Source organism: Kosakonia sp. LAM2021, assembly GCF_016620385.1.
Classification (GTDB): domain Bacteria; phylum Pseudomonadota; class Gammaproteobacteria; order Enterobacterales; family Enterobacteriaceae; genus Kosakonia; species Kosakonia sacchari.
The window spans coordinates 69,768-93,374 of the sequence record NZ_JAENHT010000007.1 but is presented as its reverse complement, the minus strand read 5'-3'; the positions used below and the strand labels follow the sequence as shown (position 1 = coordinate 93,374).

Genomic DNA, 23,607 nt, shown 5'->3' with positions numbered 1-23,607 from the left:
AGCAATTTTTATATACGTAATAATATTCGTCAAAATTGACGGAAAACTTTAACGAATGATGCATAAACTGTCATCTATTAAAGGGTAAACATATGTCTGCCTGCGGGCTGCGGCGAGGAACATTTGTTATACGACTACAAAATTTGCACTTGCACGCGACGGCAGAAAAGAATAAAAATACACAATTTACGAATAATCATGCATTGAGGACAGGCCGTGGTAAAAGAGCGTAGAACCGAACTGGTGCAGGGATTTCGCCACTCCGTTCCCTATATTAATGCCCACCGTGGCAAGACGTTTGTCATTATGCTCGGCGGTGAAGCCATTGAGCATGAAAACTTTTCCAGTATTGTCAATGACATCGGCCTGCTGCATAGCCTGGGTATCCGGCTGGTGGTGGTCTACGGCGCGCGTCCACAGATTGACGCTAATCTCGCCGAGCACAACCATGAGCCGATTTACCACAAACATACTCGCGTTACCGACGCTAAAACGCTCGAACTGGTTAAGCAAGCCGCCGGGTTGCTGCAACTGGACATCACCGCACGTTTGTCAATGAGCCTCAACAATACGCCGCTGCAAGGCGCGCATATTAATGTCGTCAGCGGCAATTTTATTATCTCGCAACCGTTAGGCGTGGATGATGGCGTCGACTACTGTCACAGCGGCCGTATTCGTCGCATTGACGAAGAGGCGATTCACCGCCAGCTTGCCAGTGGCGCGATTGTGCTGATGGGGCCGGTGGCAGTTTCGGTCACTGGCGAAAGTTTTAATCTGACCTCGGAAGAGATTGCCACTCAGCTTGCGATCAAACTGAAAGCGGAAAAGATGATCGGCTTTTGTTCATCGCAAGGTGTGATGAATGATGAAGGCGAAATCGTTTCTGAGCTGTTCCCGAATGAAGCGCAGGCGCGCGTCGAGACGCTGGAAGCACGTGGCGATTACCACTCCGGTACCGTGCGTTTCCTGCGTGGCGCGGTCAAAGCCTGTCGCAGCGGCGTGCGCCGCAGCCATTTAATCAGTTATCAGGAAGATGGCGCATTGTTGCAGGAACTCTTCTCGCGCGACGGTATCGGTACGCAAATTGTCATGGAGAGCGCCGAGCAGATCCGCCGCGCCACGATCAACGATATCGGCGGGATCCTGGAACTTATCCGCCCGCTGGAACAGCAAGGTATCCTTGTGCGCCGCTCCCGTGAACAGCTGGAGATGGAGATCGACAAGTTCACGATTATCGAGCGCGATAACCTGACCATCGCCTGTGCGGCGCTTTATCCCTTCCCGGAAGAGAAAATCGGTGAGATGGCCTGTGTCGCGGTTCACCCCGATTACCGCAGCTCATCGCGCGGGGAAGTGCTGCTGGAGCGCATTGCGGCACAGGCAAGACAGATTGGCCTGAGCAAACTGTTTGTGCTGACGACCCGCAGCATTCACTGGTTCCAGGAGCGCGGTTTCACGCCAGTGGATATTGATTCCCTGCCGGAAACCAAAAAAGAGATGTACAACTACCAGCGCCGGTCAAAAGTGCTGATGGCCGATCTCACCTGAGCTTTCGCCCCCGCCTTCTGCGGGGGCTTTTTACATCCGCGAACGAAAGAGTGAATCCAGCCCGCTGCGCCGTTCAGTGCGGGTCGCAATCGCCTGCCCCAGCACGCGTTCATCGGCATACACCGACAAGCGATTACGGGCGCGGGTAATCGCGGTGTAAACCAGTTCACGCGTTATCACCGGCGCAATCTGTCCGGGCAGGATCAGTGCAGCATGATCAAACTCCGAACCCTGCGATTTATGTACCGTCATCGCCCACGCGGTATCATGCTCCGGCAAGCGGCTTGGCAACACCGGTTTGATCTCGCCATCCGGCATCGGGAACCAGACGCGGATCCCCTGCCCTTGATCCAGCGTGATACCAATATCGCCATTAAACAGCCCCAGTGCCGAATCGTTACGCGAAATCATCACCGGTCGCCCGTGATACCAGCGCGAATGCGCCAGCCGGGTAATCTGGTGCTGACGTACCAGCGCCAGCTCCAGCCGCTCATTCAGCCCGCTGACGCCAAACGGCCCTTCACGCAAGGCGCAGAGCAGCTGGTATTCGCCAAAGGCGGCAATCACCTCTTTCGGCCCGGCGTGGCTTCGCACCAATGAGAGAAAGCGCGCATAACCCGCCAGCGCATCGTCAATCATGCCCTGATACTCTTCCGCGCTGTTCAGGGCTTTACGCTCAATGTCAGCAAAGCCCTGGCTGAATACCGCTTGCATCGCGCGTTTATCGCCCCGGTTGACGGCGGCGGCGAGCTGGCCAATCCCCGAATCACTGCCAAAGCGGTAGCTTTTTTGCAGCAAACAGAGGCAGTCACGCAAGCTGCCTGCATCGGCAATACCTTCGGGAACTGGCGTACCTGTCAGACGCGACAATTGCGCTGCACGTTCAGCGCTATACCCGGCATTGACCCACGCACAGATATCACCCAGCACCGCGCCGGCTTCCACCGAAGCCAGTTGATCGCGATCGCCAAGAAAAATCACCCGCGCCCGAGAAGGGAGCGCATCGATTAACCGCGACATCATAGGCAAATCAATCATGGACGCTTCATCGACCACCAGCACATCCAGATGCAACGGGTTACCCGCATGGTGACGCATGCGCTGGCTGCCGGGCTGCGCACCAAGCAACCGGTGCAGCGTGCTGGCCTCATCCGGCAGCATCGCTTTTTGTCGTGCATCCAGTTGCAACTGGCGTAGCGCATTGCCCAGCGATTCGGTCAGGCGCGCGGCGGCTTTCCCGGTTGGTGCGGCAAGGCAAATACGGCACTTATCGCCGTCCACCGTCTGCACCAGCGCCGCGAGCAGTTTCGCCACGGTCGTGGTTTTTCCGGTTCCTGGCCCACCGGAAATCACCGAAATCCGCCGGGTAAGCGCTACGGCGGCGGCCACTTTTTGCCAGTTGATTTCTGTTCCCGACGAGGAGGGAAATAGCCTCTCGAGCGTCTGCGCCATTCGCGTTTCATCGATATCCTGCAATGGTGCCTGTGCGGCAAAAAACGCGGCAACCCGCCGCTCGTGGCACCACATACGGTTCAGGTAGAGGCGGGAATCGGTAAGAATCATCGGCGTAGCGGCTTCGCTTTCGCTCACCGCGGGCGAACTCAGTAAGACGTTATCCCAGTCATCCGGGTTGCCCGCGAGGGCGAATAACTCGCTAAACAGCGACGAGTCTTTGCCGTATATCTCCGGCGTAAGACGCGCGAGCGGCAGGCATACGTGCCCTTCACCGGTGTCATGGCTGAGCAACGCAGCAGCCAGCATCACGGCAGGTTCCTGCTCCGTGGCGACCGTCAACGCAAACTGCACATCCAGCGCGCGCAGCAGCTTTTGCTCCACCGCTTCCTGCAGCAAACTTTGCATACTCATGGCGCAACCTCCGGCGCAACGCCTGCGAACAGGTCGTCCATTTGTGTAATCAATTCAACATCAGGCCGGATAGTGAAAATCCCCTGCTGCGGATTTTGCGCATCCACGCCACGCAGGAAGAGATAAATCACGCCACCGAAATGGTGTTCATAGTCATACCCTGTAATGCGATGGCGTAAAAAGCGGTGCAACGCCAGGCTGTAAAGCTGGTACTGCAAGTCGTAGCGGTGCGACTGCATCGCCGCCGCCATGGCTGCTTGCGTGTAGGCTTCAGCGCTCTCGCCCAGCCAGTTAGATTTGTAATCCAGCAGGTAATAACGCCCGTTGTGGCGAAACACCAGGTCGATAAACCCTTTCAACATGCCGCGCACATCGCGAAAATCGAGCGGCGGGCAGCCAGCCGATAGCGGATCATAACGCCGGATGAGCTCATCCAGCGCCTCCGCGCTCAGCATGGCGCTAATCGGCAGGTAAAACTCCATCTCCACCTGCTTCTCTTTGTTCGTCAGTTGGCTCAGGGAAATGCCCGTTTGCGCCAGTGGCACATGTAACACTGTTTCCAGCCATCGGCTTAGCACTGGCTGCCAGTGTGCTTCGTAACCGCCCACCAGCAATTTCTCTGCAACCCAGGCGTCAGCGACCGGCTGCGTAAAATCCAGATCTTCAAACAAGCTGTGCAAAAATGTCCCTGGTGCCGCACCGCGTGGAAACTGGTGCGGCGTTAATACTGGCTCCTGCAACGCCTCTCGCTCTCCGGCTGCGTCGATATCCAGACGCGGCAACAGATCCTGAGCGATGCCATGAGCACGCTGCTGCAACCCGGAATAGCTGGTGACACGCCAGTCATCGCTGATGCGCCGCGTGATTTCACGCGCACTCAGCGTCGGTGATTCCGTTTGCGGCAGCTGCCAGCGCCCGGCGTCCGGCATTGACGGAATGCAAAGGGCAATATCGTCATTACACAATTCCTGTAAAACGTTACGTAGCGCTGCGGCATCCAGCGCTTCGCCTTTTTGCAGAAGCCGCCCCAGCGCGCTCTGGTGAAAATCACTGGCGCCGGTTTTTTCGCCACGACGACGAAACAGTGGGGCAACCCCCAGGCTGCAATGCCAGACCGAACGAGTCAAGGCCACGTACAGCAAGCGCAGGTCTTCGGCCAGACGCTCTGCTTCAGCCAGCGCGACACTCTCTTCGGCATGGCTGAGATCGAGCACGGCGGCAAAGGAGTCACGATCATGGTAAAAGCCCTGATCCTGAATGCGGAAATTGGCGATAAACGGCAGCCAGACCAGCGGATACTCCAGCCCTTTCGATTTGTGGATGGTGACAATCTGCACCAGGTGTTTATCACTCTCCAGCCGCAATTGCTCGCTCGAGGCGTTAGCATTCGGCTCAGCGATACGCTGCGCCAGCCAGCGGGTAAGCGCATGTTCACTTTCCAGTTGCGTACCCGCCTCCTGCAACAACTCGCTGATATGCAGGATATCCGTCAGCCGTCGTTCACCGCCGGGGGTTGCCAGTAAGTTTTCGGCCACCTGTCGCGCGCTCATCAGCCTGCGCAGCATCGCCATCACACCGCGTTTTTGCCACAGCTCGCGATAGCGGGAAAACTCTTCGACAATCTCATCCCACGCCAGCTCATTCTGGTTGAGCGCATCAATATCCAGCGCGGTAAGCCCCAGCAAGGAAGTCGCCAGCGCACTGCGCAGCGTACTTTCGCGCTCCGGCGCCAGCACCGCCTGCAAAAGCCACAGCAACTCCTGCGCTTCCGGTGTTTCAAAAACGCTGTCACGGTTGGAAAGGTACACAGACGGGATATTCAGTAACGTCAGTGCATCGCGGATAAGCGAGGCTTCATGGCGGCTGCGCACCAGCACGGTAATATCCGACGCTTTGACCGGCCGCGCGTTTTCCCCTTCATACAGCAGCGCTTCGCCCCGCAGCCCGGCGCTCAGCCAGTCGCGGATTTGTGCTGCGCATAACTGCGCCATAAATCCCTGATAATCCCCGACGCTTACGCCGTCACCCTCCATCAGCCACAGCTTCATCGCAGGCTGCGTTTCTCCCTGATACGCAAAGCGTAAGCCTGCGTTTTTGCCGGCTGCTTTTACCGGCAGGAACGGGATCTGGCGGAAAATGAAAGCGTCTTCCATCCGGCTGAAGAGCTGGTTGACGCTGGCAATCATGCCTGGCGACGAGCGCCAGTTGGTATCCAGCGTATAGCGGGCACTCACTTCATCGCGCGCTTTCATATAGGTGAAAATATCCGCGCCGCGAAACGCGTAGATGGCCTGTTTTGGGTCGCCAATCAGCAATAAACCGCAATCCGGCTGTTTCAACCAGATGCGGCTAAAAATACGGTACTGCTGCGGGTCGGTATCCTGAAACTCATCGATCATCGCAACCGGGAAACGGGTACGGATTGCCGCAGCCAACGCTTCGCCGTTCGGGCTTCGCAGGGCATCATCAAGGCGGCTGAGCATATCGTCAAAGCCCAGTTCACCGCGTCGGCGTTTCTCTTTTGCCACCGTTTCACGAATCTCACGCATCGCGCTGGTCAGCACCAGATCGTTAAGCGTCAATGACTGCGCCAGCAACTTTTCAATGGCGACAAAAAGCGGGTGTTCTGGCACAACGCCGTCAGGTTTTGTGCGTTCAGTAAGAAAGGACTGCGTGAATTTTTCCAGCGCGTCCGGCAACAGGTAACTGCGGGTCTCCTCCTGCGCCCAGGTGGAGATTTTCTCGATCCACTTCGCCTGGTTGCCACGGTTAAATTTACGCCGGTCAATACCGGAGTTTTCGAGCAGAGGCTCGATTTCATTAACACAAGCGCTCCACTGACGCTTCACCTCGCCAATCTGCGCAATAATTTGCTGATGGCGCGACGCCAGCGTTTCGTCTGCCGCTGGCGGCGTTTTAATTTGCGGCGCTTCCCCTTGCAGATAGCGATCGATCGCTTTCAGCAGATCCTGCGGTCCTTTCCACGAAGCATGGATAACTTCAGCAATTTCACGCGTCAGCGGGTAGCAGTGACGACGCCAGAAATCCGCACAGGCCTGGTAACGCAGTAACGACTCATCTTCCAGCAGTTGCAGTTCAAACAGCATGCCGGATTCGAAGGCATTCAGGCTCAGCATGCGCTGGCAAAAACCGTGGATCGTAAAGATGGCCGCTTCGTCCATTTGCCGCTCTGCCAGCAGCAGCCACTGTGCCGCCTGTTGCTTATCGGCAATCTCGTCCAGCAGACGGGCGTACAGCGGGTTATCGGTCGTTTCGCGCAGGCAAGCAATGCGCAGCTCATGGATGTTACTGCGAATGCGGCCGCGCAGCTCTTCTGTCGCGGCCTCGGTGAACGTCACCACCAGCAGTTCTTCAACGCTGAGCGGGCGCGGGTAGGCGGTGCTGCCGCCTAACCCTAATAGCAGCCGCAAATAGAGCGCGGCAATGGTAAAGGTTTTACCGGTACCCGCAGAGGCTTCAATCAGGCGCTCGCCGGTGAGCGGCAAGCGCAGGGGATCAAGGGTCTCAGCGGTCGTTTCTCTCATCTTTCTCGGTCATCTTCGGTAAGGTTTGCTGCAACGCGCTGGTGCTATCCCAGACCTTCCAGCCTTGCGGGCGGGCATAATCTGCTTTACCGCTCTGGCTACCGGAGATCTGCGACAGGATCGCCATACCTTGCGGCTCTACCACCGCCTGATGGAAGAAATCGGCAAGTTTTTGCGGCGTCAGCAGTTTTATCTGAGCGACTACTTTATCACGCGAATCGAAGCGCATATTGCCACGATCGAAATCTTTGCTGAGTTTGGAAGCTTCTTCACTTAACGTTTGCGGCGCTTGCGTAAGTTGCGCGATGACGCCCTGCTGAAGCTGCGCAAACTCTTCCGGCTTCATTGCCCGTAATTTCGCTTCTGCGGTGGGGAAGAATGCCTTGTAGCGCTCCCAGAGATAGGCTGGCTGCTTGTCGTTGCTTTGCAACAGGAATCCCATCCCCCACTGGCGACCTACGCTCATTGGGAAGGCGAACACGGCGTAACCCAGTTGTTCTTCCGTGCGCAGTTGGTTATAGAACCACGGCTGCACGATTTGCCCTAACATGGCGCTGTACGCCGAACTGCTGAACTCATCAAAACCGGTAGGTACAAACACCGCCGCGAGTGCGGAGTCCGTGCTGTTTCCCGCTTTTTCAAAGCTCACATTCTGCTGCTTGTCCACCACGACGTTCTGGTTTCGGCACCACACCGTACCGTTAGCGCCAAGCTGTTTTTGCACGTCATGAGCGAGGTCTTTCGTCTGCTGTTCGCTCAGGTTACCCACCACCAGGAATTCCGGACGCGCATTATTTTTCAGCGCATCGCGGTAGTGCAAAATATCCTGCAAGGTAATAGACGGCAGTAACGCGCGGCGCTCTTCACGCTGGAAATAGGGCACCTGCGATAACATCTGGATCGGCATGATTGCCTGATCGAACGCTTTGCCTTTTTCGGCGGAATCCATCATCTGCGCATACCAGGATTTGGCCTGGGCAAGCTGTTCTTCCGTCGGCGTATAGCTGAAATAACCCGCCAGCAGCGCCTGGAAAAGCTGCGGCAAACGCTGGGTATACCCGTTGGCGTTAAGCATTAAACCGTTATTGGCATTGGTGGAAAAACTGATGCCACCGACCGCAGCCTGATTGCTGAGCTGATCGAGTGCCAGCCCCGCCAGATAATCATTAAGGGCAAATATCACCTGGTTTTTCGCGCTATCCATCGCCTGCGGGTTACGCAACACCACGCTGACATCCGCTTTGGGCTCGTTGGCGAAATATTGGCTTGGCATATACACCACGCGCAGTGTCGGCTCATCGACAATCAGTTCAGGGTGTTCGTACTGCTTCGCTGGTTTTATCAGCGTGAAGTCGTCCGGAATGTAGGGATTCAACTCCGGAAATTTCAGCGCGATACGGCTCTGGCGCGTCTGCCAGTCGGCGTAAGTTTCCGGCGTGATCTTATTCACCTGGTAAGGTGCTTCAACAAAATAGGCCGTTTTATTGTGCGGCTCATCCGGGCTGATGTACCAGATACGCGCATTTTGCGGCGTCATCTCATCAAGACGAGCCTGCACTGCTTTGGCATCGAACCGATCGGCAATGTTAACCGAATCCAGCGTATGGGCGACAGGCACGCGGATCATGGTGTCCGCCAGCCACTCGACGTAATCCATATCGCGGGTAATAGAGGGATAGCGGAAATCGAGATTGAGAATATGTGCCAGCTCGTCGAAATAACGCTTATCAACGCCCTTTTCGCGCAACAGTTGCAGATAGCTGAAAATGGCGGCCACGACTTCGCCACGATTGGCCTGACCTTTATCGGTCAACGTTGCGGATATGGCCAGCACACCGCTGTTGCCATTCACCACCGGATCGGAATCACCGCGAATCCCTTCTACCAACCCCTGACTTTGTAGCCAGTCCGAGAGCGTGCCCGGGCTGCGGTTACCAATCAAATAGGTGATAAGCTCGTCCGTTTTGCTGCGAAAGGCGGCAGTATTGTTATCAATACGAAACTCCACACGCAGCACTTTACGCGGCACCGCCGGGACATAGTGGATGATGATGCCTTTCTGCGCGTCGGTCACCACGGGAACCGTGATGTCCGGCTTGTCGATATTTTTATTCGGTACACGGCCATACGTTTCGACGGCAATTTTCGCCAGATCAGCTAATGGACGGTTACTGTAGATCACCGCCTTCATCAGGTTGGCCGAGTAGTATTTATCGCGAAACGCCAGCAAAGCGGCATGAACAGGGCTGCCCGGCTTATCGCTCAGGGTTTCAAGGTTACCGCCGGAGAAGCGCGCGCCAGGGTGTGCCGGGTTGATGGTTTCCGCGCTGACCTGCGCCATACGCATACCGTCACGGGTACGGGCCATTGTCAGCTCGGCGTTGACCGCGTTGCGCTCGCGTGCACCATATTTTTTATCCAGCATGGGAGCGGCAATGGCATCGGCTAAACGGTCAACAGCCCCTTCCAGCGCATTGTTTTCCACTTCCAGATAATAAGCGGTGCGATAAGGCGCGGTGCTGGCATTGTGGCTGCCGCCATGCAGCTTAAGGAATTCGGCCAGACTATCGGGCTGCGGGTATTTTTTCGAACCCATCAGTGTCATGTGCTCAAGATAGTGAGCAAGGCCGGGGTGCGCATCCGGATCTTCCAGCGAGCCGACCGGCACTACCAGAGCAGAGAGCGATTTGACCGCCTGCGCGTCGGACACCAGCAACACGACCATGCCGTTATCAAGGCGTATCGCCTGATATTGACGGGTATCTTTGTCGCTCTTACGGATAGTTTCCTGAACAGGTTGCCAACCGTTGTCTGCCTGACTGAATGAAGCCCAGAGGGCAAAAAACAGGACGAAAGCTTTTAACCAGGTGCTGCGGGGCATTCACGAACCTCATCATTAACTTTTCCGGCTCGCCCAGGGATAATCGAGAAAGCCGGGTAAACCTGTGCTGGCTGAGCCAGCACTCTTGTTATATCAGTCCGTGACCGTCGCGCATGATAATGGATGCAACCACTTCGCGCAATTTTTATACAATCAATCGGACTGGTTGTGTCGATAAAGCGGTAACAGAAAACGCTGCGCTTGTTCGGTAATTTCAGCGTAATACTCAGGTTCAAGGGTTCGCCACAGGCGCTGATACCAGACATCATCGCCTTCACCGCGCACCACCATGTTGCCTTCATACGCCTGCAGGAATTTACTCTGCGCTTTTTGTAACGTCTCTTCGTCCTTTAACATGGCATCATTTGCCGCGTCATAACAGACTTTTATCCATGCGCCGCCGCTTTCCGGCAACAGCAGAAGCGGTTTCACCATGCCTTCCCGATAGCCTTCAATCAGCGTTGCCAGATATTCCCGCGCCTTATCAGCAGCTAGCGGGGGAAAACACCATTCGCCCTCTTTGCGAACGAACAAGCGGCTGGTGCCGGTGCCGCCGCTGGCACAATAGACAAGATGTTCCAGCCAAAGTTGCAGGCCTTGCGAAACGTTCAACAAGGCTGGACGCCAGCGCAATAGTCCATCTGGCTGCACACGCGGCAGCCATCCGGTGAGATGAACGCCTGCGCAATGCAGGTCAATTTCGAGGCTGTCAGAAGGCTGGCGATATTCAATAACGCGGTTAGCCAGCTCCTGCATCTCCTGACATTGAGATTCCCAGATAATTTCACCGAACGCCCCATAAGGCAGTACACCAGCCGCGCGGTAGCGGCGAAACAGCTTCTCTGCGTCTTGCTCTTCGACCAGCGTATTTAATATCTCCTGATTGAGTTGATAACGGCTCAGGCCATCAAGGATAAACGGCTCAGCATCCGGAATTTCACTCTCCTCCGGGCGGAAATTAACGCGCAGGCGCATCTGGAAAAAAGCGCGCACCGGGTGCGCCCAAAAACGCTGGAGCTGATCAACAGTGAGTGTCTCAAGCGGCACGTCATCCAGCGCTTGAATAAACTCGGCATGCGCCTGGCCCTGCGAACTCGCGGCCGGTAGCCAGTCGCGGACATAACTTTGCCACTCGTCAACCGTATAGTTTGCCGGATCAAACGGCATCCGCGTATGCAGATGCGTGATATGTGCCTTTACCCGCTGCTCGCTTTCGTCGCAGTTAAGCAATGCATCACCAGGCAGGTAGTGGCTCTGCCCAATGTAATCCACCAGCTCCTGCACCAACACCGAGGGAAAGCGCTCTTTATTATCCTGGATAGAGCGGCCGATATAGCTGATATAGAGCTGCTGTTGTGCAGAGTTAAGTGCTTCGAGGAACAAGTAGCGGTCATCATCCCGACGGCTGCGGTCGCCACGCTGCGGCTTTTGGCTCATCAGGTCAAACCCCAGCGGAGGCAGCGCACGAGGGTAGACGCCATCATTCATGCCCAGCAGACAGACCACTTTGAAAGGAATAGAGCGCATCGGCATCAGAGTGCAGATATTCACAGGCCCCGCGAGAAAACGCTGACTTATACGCTCCTGATCGAGGCGCTGAGCCAACTCGTCACGCAGTAACGAAAGCGGGATCGCTTCGTGGTAATTGGCACCAACGCCCTGCGCGATAATGTCCTGCCACTGCTGTTCAATCAGAGCCAGTGCGGCTTCTGTCTCCTGGTCTGGCAGGAAAAAGTCATTGAGCATGTCGCGGCAAACCGGGAGCCACTCCTCCAGCGGCCGCGCTTCAGACAGGCCGCGACGCCAGATGTTAAGCTGCATCAACAGTTCCGCCAGATGGCCGACTAACTCCGCGATAAGCCCGCTGGATTCGTCATACGGTAAAATCGACTGCCATTCACCCTGGCGGCTTTCCATCGCATAACCGAGCAGCATTCGCGTCAGGCCAAATTGCCAGGTGTGCTGCCCGGTCGGTGGTAATTCCAGCTCACGTACGTTGTCGTCGTCCATTCCCCAGCGAATGCCGGACTCATTGACCCATAAGCGCAGGTAACGTAGCCCCTCTTCATTGATGTTGAAACGCGCCGCCAGCACCGGAACATCCAGCAGCGCCAGCACATCTTCACTAACAAAGCGGCTGTCAGGCAGGGAGAGCAAACTGATAAAGGCCTGCAGCGCAGGATGAGCCTGCCGCGCGCGGCGGTCGGAAATAGCATAGGGAAGATAACGCTCACCAGTGGCGCTACCGAAAACCGCCTGAATATACGGGCTGTAGCTGTCGATATCGGCGACCATGACCACGATATCGCGAGGCGTCAGCTCAGGATCCTCTTCCAGCATCGTTAGCAGCCGGTCATGCAGAATCTCTACTTCTCGCTGCGGGCTGTGGCAGATATGCACCGTTACGCTGCGATCGTTGGGATCAAGCAGCCGTTTTTTATCACTGCGGGAAAACTCTTCTGCCGTTACTCCTGCAACCGCACCATTTTGCAGTTCCAGGATATCGTACTTAATGTTTCGCAGCAGCGAGCCGGGCGTAATATCGACGAAAGCATCCAGTTCTTCATAATGCTCCATGCCCGCCAGCAGGAAAATGTTGTCCCGCCCCAACTTGCCCCACGAAGCCAGCAAGGGATTACCAACATCCTGCTCACCATCGGCATTGAACAGACCTTCGGCGTTTTGTGTATCACGGAACAGGGGAAACTGTCGGTTTTCCCGGTGATGCCGACGATTACGGGTGATCAGTTTCGCCAGAAACGCCGGATCTTTGATGTCGCCCCAGTAGTAGCGACAGGGATTCGTAAATAAAAGATGGACATCAATATGCTTACCCAGCGCCTGAAGCGCTTGCAAATAGATGGGCGGCAGCGCGGAAATCCCACAAATAAAGACGCGCGAAGGCAAACCGGCGGGTCGCTGCGCAGCCGATTCAAGCTTATCGATAAAACGCTGATAGAGATTGGCGCGGTGCCAGTGTGGCTGCCCCAGCGCGGCAGTATGTTCCACCAATGCGCGCCACAGCGGTGCCTGCCAGCGCTGCGCTTCATCCAGCCCGTCGATCTGTTCACCCGCTTCCCATCGCGTCAGCCACTCCGGGCGGTAAACGAGATATTGATCGTAAAGATCCGCCACCCGTGAAGAGAGCTGGAAGAGTTTACGTTTGTCATCGTCGTCATTCAGATAATGGCGCAGCATGGTGAACGCGTCTTGCTCCAGCATGCCGGGCAGCAGCGACATGAGCTTCCAGCTCATGCTCTGTTTGTTAAACGCGCTCTCTTTCGGAATGCCGTCCAGTACGGTGACGAACATCTCCCAAATAAAGCTCGCTGGCAGCGGGAAGGTAATATTGGCGGCAATACTGAACTTCTGCGCGAGCGTCATTTGCAGCCATTGCGCCATGCCCGTGCTTTGTACCAGCACAACTTCAGGCTCAAAGGGATCGTCGAGCCTGTTATGCTCAACAATAAACTCCATCAATGCTTCCAGCACATCCAGACGATTGGAGTGGTAAACCCTTAACATAAGCGCTCCTGACTACTGACTGTTCGGACAAAATAATCGCGTCATTTTCCCCTGCCTGCCCGCCGGCGAACTAACGGTAACGTTGATGCTGACACATCCCCCGGTGGTTGTCTGCCCCCGCTGAACTTGCCAGCCTGGCGGTAACGATGATACTTCTGGTTGCGCCTGTTCCCAGGCGTAGCGCCATAGCTGTCGCCACTGGCTGGTGGATACAAACCCTGAGGCCATCGCACGATGATAACCGCCAAGCGCGGTAACAACCATCACCATTAACACCATAGCCAGCAGAACTTCGGTAAGGCTAAAGCCTCGTTGTTTATTTACGGCAACCGGCATAGCGCTTCCTCTTTCAGTGGACAAAAATCACTCCAGCCATGAGGCAAAAAACGGACCTGCGCCCCCTCCACACGCCCCAGATGCCACAGCGATGTTTTAGCGTTCGCGACAATCAGTAGCGCAGCCCCATCGGTAAAAACGCGTAAACAACTGCGAACATTTTGCCCGGCGCTTTGCTGGCACTGCTGCGCGGGCTGAGCAGGCCAGGTTTGATGACGCGCCCACTCCATGGCTGAAGAGATTTCCGCAGCATTGCGTATCCCCTGGTTTTCATTATTCACGCGCCAGATATGGCTGCTCAATTGCAGGTTTAAGCCGTGCAACATCAGGCTACCCAGCAGCAATAACAACAATACCAGCCCCATTGACGACATCCCTCGTTGCCGGTTCATAAATTGTACCCGGTCACGCTTAAATCAGCGGTAAAGGGTTGCCCGACATTCCCCGGAACACGCGCTGAGAGTGTGATCGCAAGCTGTGGCGCAAACCCCGGCGTCTGACGCTGAGCGACATGAAAACGCTCAATGCTCATTTGAGCAGGATCGGTAATTTTTTCCCAACCCCGGCCACTGCAGGATGTTGCTCCGCGCATGATTTCCAGCGCGCCACTTTGCAGCCGAAAGCCGGTTTGTTCCGGTTCACTGCTTCCCGATGACTCCCAGCGCCCATTGCTGTTGGCGTCCCACTGAGCAATAACACAATCGCCGCTACTACTGATAACCAGCGGCTGGCCACTACAGCTACCATTGCAATATCCCGCTCGCTGGAGATGTTTTGCGATGCCACGCAGTTGCAGCCAGAGATCGTCTTCCACCGTCTGGATACGCGTGTGCTGCGTTACTGCCAGCTGTAGCGCCGGTAAAAAACGGGCAGACGCCAGTAACAGCACGCTGCCGATTGCCATCGCCAGCACGGTTTCCAACAGTGAAAACCCTTTTTGCCTGTCTAACATAGATTCTCCGCTGATGGCTGACACATTCTGATCCTGCCCCATGCCGAAACCACCACTCGCCACTCCCCTGCACTGCTACGCAGCCGAATATTGCCGGGCCAGGCAGTGTTGCGCAGTCCAAAGAACCCCAGCGAAGGTGTCACATCAACTAGCGTGACGTCAGGCCATTGAGGCTGCAGTGAGTAAGCATTCTGCACAGCGCAGTTTTGCGACGGCGAATTCACCAGGCACCAGCGTTCGCCTTCGCGAATGCCGTATACCAGCTGCGAACGATTGTGTCCGTTGGCATCATCGCGCAGACGTTCAAGCAAATGTCGCACCTGCAACGCGGTTTGCCATAGCCGCTGCTGCGCCTGCCAACTCAGCCAGCCAGAGATACCCGCTCCGCTCAGGATAACAATCAGCACCATTGCGATGAGGGTTTCAATCAGGGTGAAGCCTTCTTCTTTTTTCATGGCGGCAGTGTGTCGTTAGCATGCATTCAGATCGAGGGGCAAACAGAGAGATTACGAGGCAGTACGAAAGAAATACATCACGTTGCAGTGAGTTGCAGAAGAGGCGGAAGCAGGGACGAAGAAACGATTATCGGGCAAAAAAAACCGGTACGTTGCCGCACCGGTTATGACATGTTGGTAGAAATCAGATAGCGACAGGTGCTTTGATGGCCGGATGCGAATCGTAGCCTTCGATTTCGAAGTCTTCGAAACGGTAGTCAAACAGCGAGCCAGGCTTACGCTTGATAACCAGTTTCGGCAGCGCACGCGGTTCACGGCTTAATTGCAGACGTGTTTGTTCCAGGTGATTGCTGTAAAGGTGGGTGTCGCCACCGGTCCAGACGAAATCCCCCGGTTGCAGATCACACTGTTGGGCCATCATATGCACCAGCAACGCGTAGCTAGCGATGTTGAACGGCAGACCAAGGAACACATCGCAGGAGCGTTGGTAGAGTTGGCAGGAGAGCTTGCCGCCCGCCACGTAGAACTGGAAGAAAGCGTGGCATGGAGCCAGCGCCATTTTGTCCAGCTCACCCACGTTCCACGCGGAAACAATAATACGACGTGAATCCGGGTCGTTTTTCAGCTGGTTAATCACAGTCGTGATCTGGTCAATATGGCGACCGTCCGGCGTTGGCCACGCACGCCACTGTTTGCCGTAAACCGGGCCAAGATTGCCCTCTTCGTCGGCCCATTCGTCCCAAATGGTGACTTTGTTTTCCCGCAGATAGGCAATATTGGTGTCGCCCTGCAGGAACCACAGCAGCTCATGAATAATTGAACGCAAATGGCAGCGCTTGGTGGTCACCAGCGGAAAGCCGTCCTGCAGATTAAAACGCATCTGATGGCCAAAAATAGACAGCGTGCCTGTCCCGGTGCGGTCGTTTTTCGGAGTGCCTTCATTCAGCACCTTTTGCATCAACTCTAAATACTGTTTCATGGTTCCTCAGGAAACGTGTTGCGGCGAACGATGGCGGTACGCCCAAATCATCATGATTGCGCCTGCAACGATCATCGGAATGGAGAGGATCTGCCCCATGCTGATGTATTGCACCCACTCGCCGGTAAACTGCGCGTCGGGCTGGCGGAAGAACTCAACGATGATACGGAACGCGCCGTAGCCAATCAGGAACAAGCCGGAGACCGCGCCGGTCGGGCGAGGTTTGCGAATAAACAAGTTAAGGATGATAAACAGCACAACGCCTTCCAGCGCCAGCTCGTAAAGCTGAGACATATGGCGCGGCAACATGCCGTAAGTATCAAACAGAGATTGCCACTCCGGATGTGAAGGCAGCAGCGCCATATCTTCCGCGCGTGAGCCAGGGAACAGCATGGTATAGGGGAATGACGGATCAACGCGTCCCCACAGCTCACCGTTGATAAAGTTACCCAGGCGTCCTGCGCCAAGGCCAAACGGGATCAGCGGAGCAATAAAATCGGAAACCTGGAAGAAGCTGCGTTTGGTGCGTCTGGCGAAGATAACCATCACCACAATCACGCCAATCAAACCGCCGTGGAAGGACATGCCCCCGTCCCACACGCGGAACAGATAAAGCGGGTCGTCCAGGAAAACCGGGAAGTTGTAGAACAGCACATAGCCGAGACGGCCGCCGAGGAAAACGCCGAGAAAGCCCGCGTAAAGCAGGTTTTCCACTTCGTTTTTTGTCCAGCCACTGCCCGGGCGATTCGCCCGGCGTGTTGCCAGCCACATCGCAAAAACGAAGCCCACCAGGTACATTAATCCGTACCAGTGGAGAGAAACTGGTCCAATGGAAAAAATCACCGGATCAAAGTCCGGAAAATGCAGATAGCCACTGTTCATCTGTCACCACAACTTGTTGTTATTCCGCCGAAAGTGGACAGCGGTTCACCTACGCGACCGCAATTGCTGGTCGCTCCAAAGCTGCGAATCATAGCATAAGGCACCGCGAGCGGGTGGCGGCGAAGTTGTAAAAGTTATGTATATCCCTGAGCCAGCTAAATTCCGCCGCGAATCAGGCCGCCCAACCCACGCCGTTCCATAAATGCGGCGATTTGATGGCGTACTTCGGTCGCCAGTTGCGCATCCAGCGTACGTCTCGCCAGCGTTTGCGCCTCTTCACAGTCAATGCGCCGTAGCAAATATTTAATGCGCGCCACTGAGCGTCCGTTCATGGAGAGATGGCGGTACCCCAGACCAATAAGCACGGCGACGCACATCGGATCACCGGCCATTTCGCCGCACAGACGGATATCAATACCTAACCGTTCTGATTCATCGGCAATCATCGCCAGCGCCCGCAGCACCGCCGGGTGCAAGCTGTCGTACATATTTGCCACGCGGGTATTGTTACGATCGACGGCCAGGATGTATTGCGTCAGATCGTTGGTGCCAATCGAGATAAAATCAACGCGGTTCGCCAGGTGCGACAGCATAAACACCATTGACGGCACTTCCAGCATCACACCGATACGTGGCTTAGGGATGGCGTAACCGATCATCTCTTCCACTTCACGCCCGGCGCGCTCAATCAGTCTGCGCGCTTCATCGATTTCGTCGATGCTGGTTATCATCGGCAGCAGAATACTAAGATTCCCGGTTGCCGCATTGGCGCGCAGCATGGCGCGCACCTGCACCAGGAAGATTTCCGGCTGGTCGAGGGTAATCCGAATGCCGCGCCAGCCAAGGCAAGGGTTCTCTTCGCTGATGGGCATATAAGGCAATTGCTTATCCGCGCCGACATCCAGCGTACGCAGCGTCACGGGCTTATCGTTAAACATCTGCAACATGCCCTGATATTGCGCCACCTGTTCCTCTTCGGACGGGAAACCGCTTTGCAACATAAACGGAATTTCGGTGCGATAAAGCCCAATTCCGTCGATGCGGTTGCCAAGTTTCTCTTCATGTTCCGGGCTTAAACCCGCGTTCAGCATCACCTTCACCCGCTCGCCGCTTTTTAGCTGCGCGGCCAGGTTAACATCGTCTTCGGCAAGGCGACTGAGTTCATTCTCTTCGCTGATAAGCCGCTGGTATTCCTGCAACAGCACCGGTTCAGGATCCACCAACAACTCGCCGCGATAACCGTCCACCACCAACATACGACGTTGCAGCACGGCGGGCTGAATATCGGCCCCCATTACCGTCGGGATGCCAAGCGCGCGCACCATAATCGCCGCATGCGAGTTTGACGCGCCATCGCGCACTACCACGCCCGCCAGCCTGTCGTGCGGCAACTCCGCAAGCGTGGTGGCGGAGAGTTCCTCGGCAACCAGGATAAAGCGCTCCGGCCAGCTGTTTGGCCCGGAAATGGAGTCATCGAGGTGGAATAACAAACGCTGACCCAGCGTGCGCAAATCCCCTGAACGCTCTTTCAGGTAGCCATCGCTAAGCGCTGCGAACTGTTCAGCAAAACTTTCAATAACGGTTTTTACCGCCCATTCGGCCACCACGCCCCTGTCGACTTCTTCAAACAGCTCACGGCGCAGGCGCGCGTCGGAAAGCAGGTGTGAATAGAGATCGAAAATTGCTGCCGTCTCTTTTTGTGCTCCGGCGGCGAAACGTTTGCTGTAACGGCGAAATTCATTGGCAGCTTCTTCCAGGGCTGCCGTGAGCCTTTCACGCTCAAGCGAGGTATCAAGCGTCGAGGCCGGATAAACCTGCTCCATTAACGGCAGCGTTTCATCGACCCAACCTTCAGCGATAGCAACACCCGGCGCTGCCGGCAAGGCGCGAATTCGCGTCTGCCGATACTGACCAAACAGCGCGTTTAACTGTGACTGGGAGAGAATGGCCGCCATCTGGGTGGCAAGCGTGACCAGAAAGGATTCTTCACTTTCATCGTACTGGCGTAGCTCACGCTGTTGTACCACCAGCACGCCAAGCAACTGGCGGCGCTGAATAATAGGTACGCCAAGAAAAGCGCGAAAGCGCTCTTCTTTAACAGCGGGGATATATTTAAAACTGGGGTGTTTTTGCGCATCCGCCAGGTTGATGGGTTCCGCCAGCCTGCCTACCAGACCGACAATCCCCTGATCGAATGCGAGCGTGACGGTGCGACCACGCGGCTTTTTTAAACCGCGCGTCGCCATCAGGTAATAACAACGCCGGTCGTGATCTGCGAGATAGACCGAGCACACTTCGGTTTCCATCGCCAGACAAACGTCGGTAACCAATATTTCCAGCGCTTCGTTAAGGCGTGGCGCGCTGGCGACTTTCTCAACTATTTCTCGCAGTCGGGTGAGCATAATATGGGTGGCTTAACCTCGTTTACGTCGCCAGGCAGGCGCACTTTGCGGCTTCGGAGGCGTTTCCTGAAGCGACATCACCGCGCTTGCAAACTCTTTCATCACCCGCCGGTAGACATCGCGTTTAAACGACACAACCTGGCGAACAGGATACCAGTAGCTCACCCAACGCCAGCCATCAAATTCGGGCGTACTACTGGTCTGCATGTTGATCTCACTGTCGTTACCGATCAACTGCAAAAGAAACCATTTTTGTTTCTGGCCGATACAAACCGGCTTTGTGTCCCAACGCACCAAACGTTTCGGTAACTTGTAACGCAACCAGTTACGCGTAGAAGCAAGGATACGAACATCTTTTCGACTTAAGCCCACTTCCTCGAACAGTTCCCGGTACATTGCTTGTTCCGGAGACTCGCCAGGGTTAATTCCTCCCTGGGGAAACTGCCATGAGTGCTGTCCAAAGCGTCTGGCCCACATGACCTGACCTTGTCGATTACAGATTACGATTCCAACATTTGGGCGGTAGCCATCGTCATCAATCACCGGACTACCTCAAAAAAAGTCTGAATAAAGCGATTGTTTCACACTCCCGGAAAACGGTAAACCACTCTATGACAGGGATACGAACGAATAACATTTGAATAACTCACAGTAATCATCAAAGTTATAAACAGAAAGCGATGCTGACGACGGTTTTTATTCACCTTTTCTGTGGATAGAGTTGTGAAAAAGTATGGAATTACCCAGGGAAAACCCGGAACAGTCTGAATAGACCCGTTCTACGCGAAATAAATAACATACAGAAATTCATGAAGTTAAATAGATTTCCAACCGATAACAGCTCCATAATGTGACGATCATCACCTTAAGGATCCTGGCGCTGATGAAAGATCGAACAGAGCCGAATTTATCCACAGATTATGCCAATAAGTTAGGCACATTTTGTGCAGAATTTCGATTTTCATCGCACGTCAAGGCTGTAAATCGAAACAGTAGTGGCACTTTTCCCCAGTTATCCCACTTTTCTGTGGATAACATGGTGTAAGATCCTGTTCATTGTCAGTGACCAGATTTGGAAAACCCAACACATAGTTGCGCAACTCACGAAAACCCTCTCTAAATTACCTTATAAATCATACGATTGCTCACACCATGCAGAAAAAGGTACACTGCCTGGCTACGGTGCAAAACTAGCGGTTACTTTTTAGACAAAAGGTTTTTAACATGTTCGCGTTGGCTCCTTTCACTTCACCGCCTGAAACAGAAGCGCAATTGTTGACCCAGGCGCAGCGCCTGGCGGGCTATACGCTCGGCGAACTGGCCGCGCTTGCAGGCTTGCCCGTTCCGCGCGATTTAAAGCGTGATAAAGGCTGGACAGGTGTTCTACTGGAGCTGTGGCTCGGTGCCAGCGCAGGCAGTAAACCCGAGCAGGATTTTGCCGCGCTGGGCGTTGAGCTAAAAACCATTCCGATCGATAACCTGGGACGCCCGCTGGAGACCACGTTTGTTTGCGTGGCTCCCCTTACCGGCAACAGTGGCGTCGTGTGGGAAACCAGCCATGTGCGACATAAGCTCAAGCGCGTCTTATGGATCCCTATTGAAGGTTCACGCGAGATCCCGGTGGCGGATCGACGCGTCGGATCGCCGCTGCTCTGGAGCCCAACTGCGGAAGAAGAGCAGCAGTTACGGCTCGACTGGGAAGAGTTGATGGACTTGATTGTGTTAGGCCAGGTGACCCGCATTACCGCCCGTCACGGCGAAGTTTTGCAACTGCGTCCGAAAGCTGCCAACAGTAAAGCGCTAACCGAAGCCATCGGCGAACATGGCGAAACCATTCTCACCTTACCGCGCGGCTTTTACCTGAAAAAGAACTTCACTGGCGCACTGCTGGCGCGTCACTTTTTGCTCTCACCACATTAAATTTTTGCCTAAGCCACAGCGGTGCTTATAATTAGCGCTTCTTTTTTTGGCAGGACTTTATAGAGATGTTATTTGCATGGGTAACCGATCCCAACGCCTGGCTCGCGCTCGGTACGCTGACGCTGCTGGAGATCGTTTTAGGGATCGACAATATTATTTTCCTCTCTCTGGTGGTTGCGAAGCTGCCTACCGCGCAGCGTAATCACGCTCGTCGGTTAGGTCTGGCTGCGGCGATGATCATGCGGCTGTTACTGCTGGCGTCTATCGCCTGGGTGACAAGGCTGACACACCCGCTGTTCAGCGTGTTTGATCACAGCGTTTCCGCCCGCGATTTGATCTTGTTCCTCGGTGGGCTGTTCCTTATCTGGAAAGCGAGTAAAGAGATCCACGAATCGATCGAAGGGGAAGAGGAAGGATTGAAGACCAATGTGCATTCGTTCTTTGGCGCGATTGTGCAGATTATGCTGCTGGACATTATCTTCAGTCTCGACTCGGTGATCACGGCGGTGGGGCTGTCCGATCATCTGTTCATTATGATGGCGGCAGTGGTTATCGCCGTTGGCGTGATGATGTTTGCCGCGCGTCCGATTGGCGAATTTGTTGACCGCCACCCGTCGGTCAAAATGCTGGCGCTGTCGTTTTTGATCCTCGTTGGCTTTACGCTGATTCTGGAAAGCGTCTCCATCCATGTACCGAAAGGTTACATCTACTTTGCCATGTTCTTCTCCATCGCGGTTGAAACGCTCAACCTGATGCGAAATAAGAAGAATCCGCTGTAAACAAAACGCTTCCTCAACCGGGGAAGCGTTTTTTAGCTTTAATCTGCCTTTAACCACTTTTTTCAGATTATCCTGCTTTTTCGTCTCCAGACAGCAAGTTATTACTAAACTTGTTGTCAGACGCATGCCACCAGAGGATCAGAACGATGAAGAAATGGGCAGTGATTATTTCCGCAGTGGGGTTAGCTTTCGCCGTTTCCGGATGCAGCAGTGATTATGTGATGGCGACAAAAGATGGCAGGATGATCCTGACGGACGGTAAACCAGAAATTGACGATGATACCGGGCTGGTCAGCTACCGCGATCAGCAGGGCAATAAAATGCAGATTAACCGCGATGACGTATCCCAGATTATTGAACGCTAAGAAATTGCTATAAAGGTCAGTCACCTGCTGGCCTTTATTTGATTTTTCTCTTTCCCTTTTTCCTCCCCTCTGCCATGTTTATATTCCTTTGTCAGCTCAACTGACGTTGTACTTTTAAGGAAGCCGGCTATGCAGTATCACCGTATCCCCCACAGTTCGCTTGAAATAAGCACCCTGGGGCTGGGCACTATGACGTTTGGTGAACAAAACAGCGAAGCCGACGCCCATGCACAGCTCGATTACGCCGTCAGCCAGGGCATCAACCTGATTGACGTTGCCGAGATGTACCCTGTTCCGCCACGTCCGGAAACGCAAGGTTTGACGGAAACCTATGTCGGCAACTGGCTGGCGAAACGCGGCAACCGTGAAAAACTGGTTATCGCCTCCAAAGTCAGCGGTCCAGGCCGCAACAACGACAGCGGTATTCGCCCGAATCAGGCGTTGGATCGCAAAAACATCCGCGTAGCGCTCGACGATAGCTTAAAGCGCCTGCAAACCGATTATCTCGATCTTTACCAGGTACACTGGCCGCAGCGCCCGACCAACTGCTTTGGCAAGCTGGGTTACAGCTGGGTTGATAGCGCACCGGTCGTGACGCTGCTGGAAACACTGGAGGTGCTGACCGAGTGCCAGCGCGCCGGGAAAATCCGCTATATCGGCGTTTCAAACGAAACGGCGTTTGGCGTGATGCGTTATCTGCAATTGGCCGAGAAGCATGAGCTACCACGCATCGTGACAATTCAGAACCCGTACAGCCTGTTAAACCGCAGCTTTGAAGTGGGTCTGGCGGAAGTGAGTCAGTATGAAGGTGTTGAATTGCTGGCTTATTCTTGCCTGGCGTTTGGTACGCTAACCGGCAAATACCTCAACGGTGCGAAACCCGCTGGCGCACGCAACACGCTGTTTAGCCGCTTTACGCGTTACAGCGGTGAGCAGGCGCAAAAAGCGGTCGCGGCGTATGTGGATATCGCGAAGCGCCACAATCTGGATCCGGCGCAAATGGCGCTGGCTTTCGTGCGGCGTCAGCCCTTTGTCGCCAGCACCCTGCTGGGCGCGACGACGATGGAGCAACTGAAAACCAACGTGGAAAGTTTGCATCTCGATCTCAGCGCAGACGTGGTGGCTGAGATCGAAGCGGTGCATCAGGTTTACACCTACCCGGCACCATAACG

General features: G+C 54.9%; 17 protein-coding genes. 5 read left to right on the top strand and 12 right to left on the bottom strand.

The features are described from left to right. Positions 1 to 216 precede the first annotated feature (216 nt). On the top strand, positions 217 to 1,548 hold the full coding sequence (gene argA / locus JKP81_RS15705) for an amino-acid N-acetyltransferase (RefSeq protein WP_200552456.1): 1,332 nt from the start codon (positions 217 to 219) through the stop codon (positions 1,546 to 1,548). Between the two features lie 30 nt (positions 1,549 to 1,578). Here argA and recD read toward each other — a convergent pair whose 3' ends face one another. The 12 genes from recD to rppH form a co-directional block, all read right to left on the bottom strand. Beyond that, complete coding sequence (gene recD / locus JKP81_RS15700) at positions 1,579 to 3,414, bottom strand: exodeoxyribonuclease V subunit alpha (protein WP_200552455.1); 1,836 nt, start codon at positions 3,412 to 3,414, stop codon at positions 1,579 to 1,581. Then, a complete protein-coding gene (gene recB, locus JKP81_RS15695; protein ID WP_200552454.1) occupies positions 3,411 to 6,959 on the bottom strand; it encodes an exodeoxyribonuclease V subunit beta in 3,549 nt (1,182 codons plus the stop codon). Before recB ends, recD begins: the two co-directional genes overlap by 4 nt. Continuing rightward, a complete protein-coding gene (ptrA, locus tag JKP81_RS15690) occupies positions 6,940 to 9,840 on the bottom strand; it encodes a pitrilysin (RefSeq protein WP_200552453.1) in 2,901 nt (966 codons plus the stop codon). Before ptrA ends, recB begins: the two co-directional genes overlap by 20 nt. A gap of 153 nt (positions 9,841 to 9,993) precedes the next feature. Beyond that, positions 9,994 to 13,365 (bottom strand): exodeoxyribonuclease V subunit gamma, encoded by a 3,372-nt coding sequence (gene recC / locus JKP81_RS15685; RefSeq protein WP_200552452.1) that lies wholly within the window; start codon positions 13,363 to 13,365, stop codon positions 9,994 to 9,996. A gap of 12 nt (positions 13,366 to 13,377) precedes the next feature. After that, positions 13,378 to 13,701, bottom strand: coding sequence for a prepilin-type N-terminal cleavage/methylation domain-containing protein (locus tag JKP81_RS15680; protein WP_200552451.1), 324 nt, complete (start codon positions 13,699 to 13,701; stop codon positions 13,378 to 13,380). Continuing rightward, on the bottom strand, positions 13,686 to 14,093 hold the full coding sequence (locus JKP81_RS15675; protein WP_200552450.1) for a DUF2509 family protein: 408 nt from the start codon (positions 14,091 to 14,093) through the stop codon (positions 13,686 to 13,688). The genes JKP81_RS15680 and JKP81_RS15675 overlap by 16 nt, the downstream gene beginning before the upstream one ends. Then, entirely contained in the window at positions 14,090 to 14,653 is a 564-nt protein-coding gene (locus JKP81_RS15670; RefSeq protein WP_200552449.1) for a prepilin peptidase-dependent protein, read from the bottom strand. Before JKP81_RS15670 ends, JKP81_RS15675 begins: the two co-directional genes overlap by 4 nt. Next, positions 14,647 to 15,108 carry a prepilin peptidase-dependent protein gene (locus JKP81_RS15665; protein WP_200552448.1) on the bottom strand — a complete coding sequence of 154 codons (462 nt, stop codon included), beginning with the start codon at positions 15,106 to 15,108 and terminating at the stop codon, positions 14,647 to 14,649. The genes JKP81_RS15670 and JKP81_RS15665 overlap by 7 nt, the downstream gene beginning before the upstream one ends. Before the next feature lie 184 nt (positions 15,109 to 15,292). Then, the gene (gene thyA / locus JKP81_RS15660) at positions 15,293 to 16,087 is read right to left on the bottom strand and encodes a thymidylate synthase (protein ID WP_200552447.1); all 795 of its coding nucleotides are present in this window, start codon (positions 16,085 to 16,087) and stop codon (positions 15,293 to 15,295) included. 6 nt (positions 16,088 to 16,093) lie between these two features. Next, positions 16,094 to 16,969: a prolipoprotein diacylglyceryl transferase gene (gene lgt, locus JKP81_RS15655; RefSeq protein ID WP_017457686.1), complete on the bottom strand. Its 876-nt coding sequence runs from the start codon at positions 16,967 to 16,969 to the stop codon at positions 16,094 to 16,096. 155 nt (positions 16,970 to 17,124) lie between these two features. After that, on the bottom strand, positions 17,125 to 19,371 hold the full coding sequence (ptsP, locus tag JKP81_RS15650) for a phosphoenolpyruvate--protein phosphotransferase (RefSeq protein WP_200552446.1): 2,247 nt from the start codon (positions 19,369 to 19,371) through the stop codon (positions 17,125 to 17,127). Between the two features lie 12 nt (positions 19,372 to 19,383). Then, complete coding sequence (gene rppH / locus JKP81_RS15645; RefSeq protein WP_017457684.1) at positions 19,384 to 19,914, bottom strand: RNA pyrophosphohydrolase; 531 nt, start codon at positions 19,912 to 19,914, stop codon at positions 19,384 to 19,386. 681 nt (positions 19,915 to 20,595) lie between these two features. Between rppH and mutH the strand changes: the two genes are divergently transcribed. The 4 genes from mutH (at position 20,596) to JKP81_RS15625 (ending at position 23,605) form a co-directional block, all read left to right on the top strand. Beyond that, positions 20,596 to 21,291 (top strand): DNA mismatch repair endonuclease MutH, encoded by a 696-nt coding sequence (gene mutH / locus JKP81_RS15640; RefSeq protein ID WP_200552445.1) that lies wholly within the window; start codon positions 20,596 to 20,598, stop codon positions 21,289 to 21,291. Positions 21,292 to 21,356: 65 nt separating this feature from the next. After that, positions 21,357 to 22,070, top strand: coding sequence for a TerC family protein (locus JKP81_RS15635; protein ID WP_017457682.1), 714 nt, complete (start codon positions 21,357 to 21,359; stop codon positions 22,068 to 22,070). Positions 22,071 to 22,216: 146 nt separating this feature from the next. Further along, positions 22,217 to 22,435, top strand: a complete 219-nt coding sequence (ygdR, locus tag JKP81_RS15630) for a lipoprotein YgdR (protein WP_007370351.1) — start codon at positions 22,217 to 22,219, stop codon at positions 22,433 to 22,435. 129 nt (positions 22,436 to 22,564) lie between these two features. Further along, complete coding sequence (locus JKP81_RS15625) at positions 22,565 to 23,605, top strand: NADP(H)-dependent aldo-keto reductase (RefSeq protein ID WP_200552444.1); 1,041 nt, start codon at positions 22,565 to 22,567, stop codon at positions 23,603 to 23,605. The last annotated feature ends 2 nt before the right edge of the window (positions 23,606 to 23,607 follow it).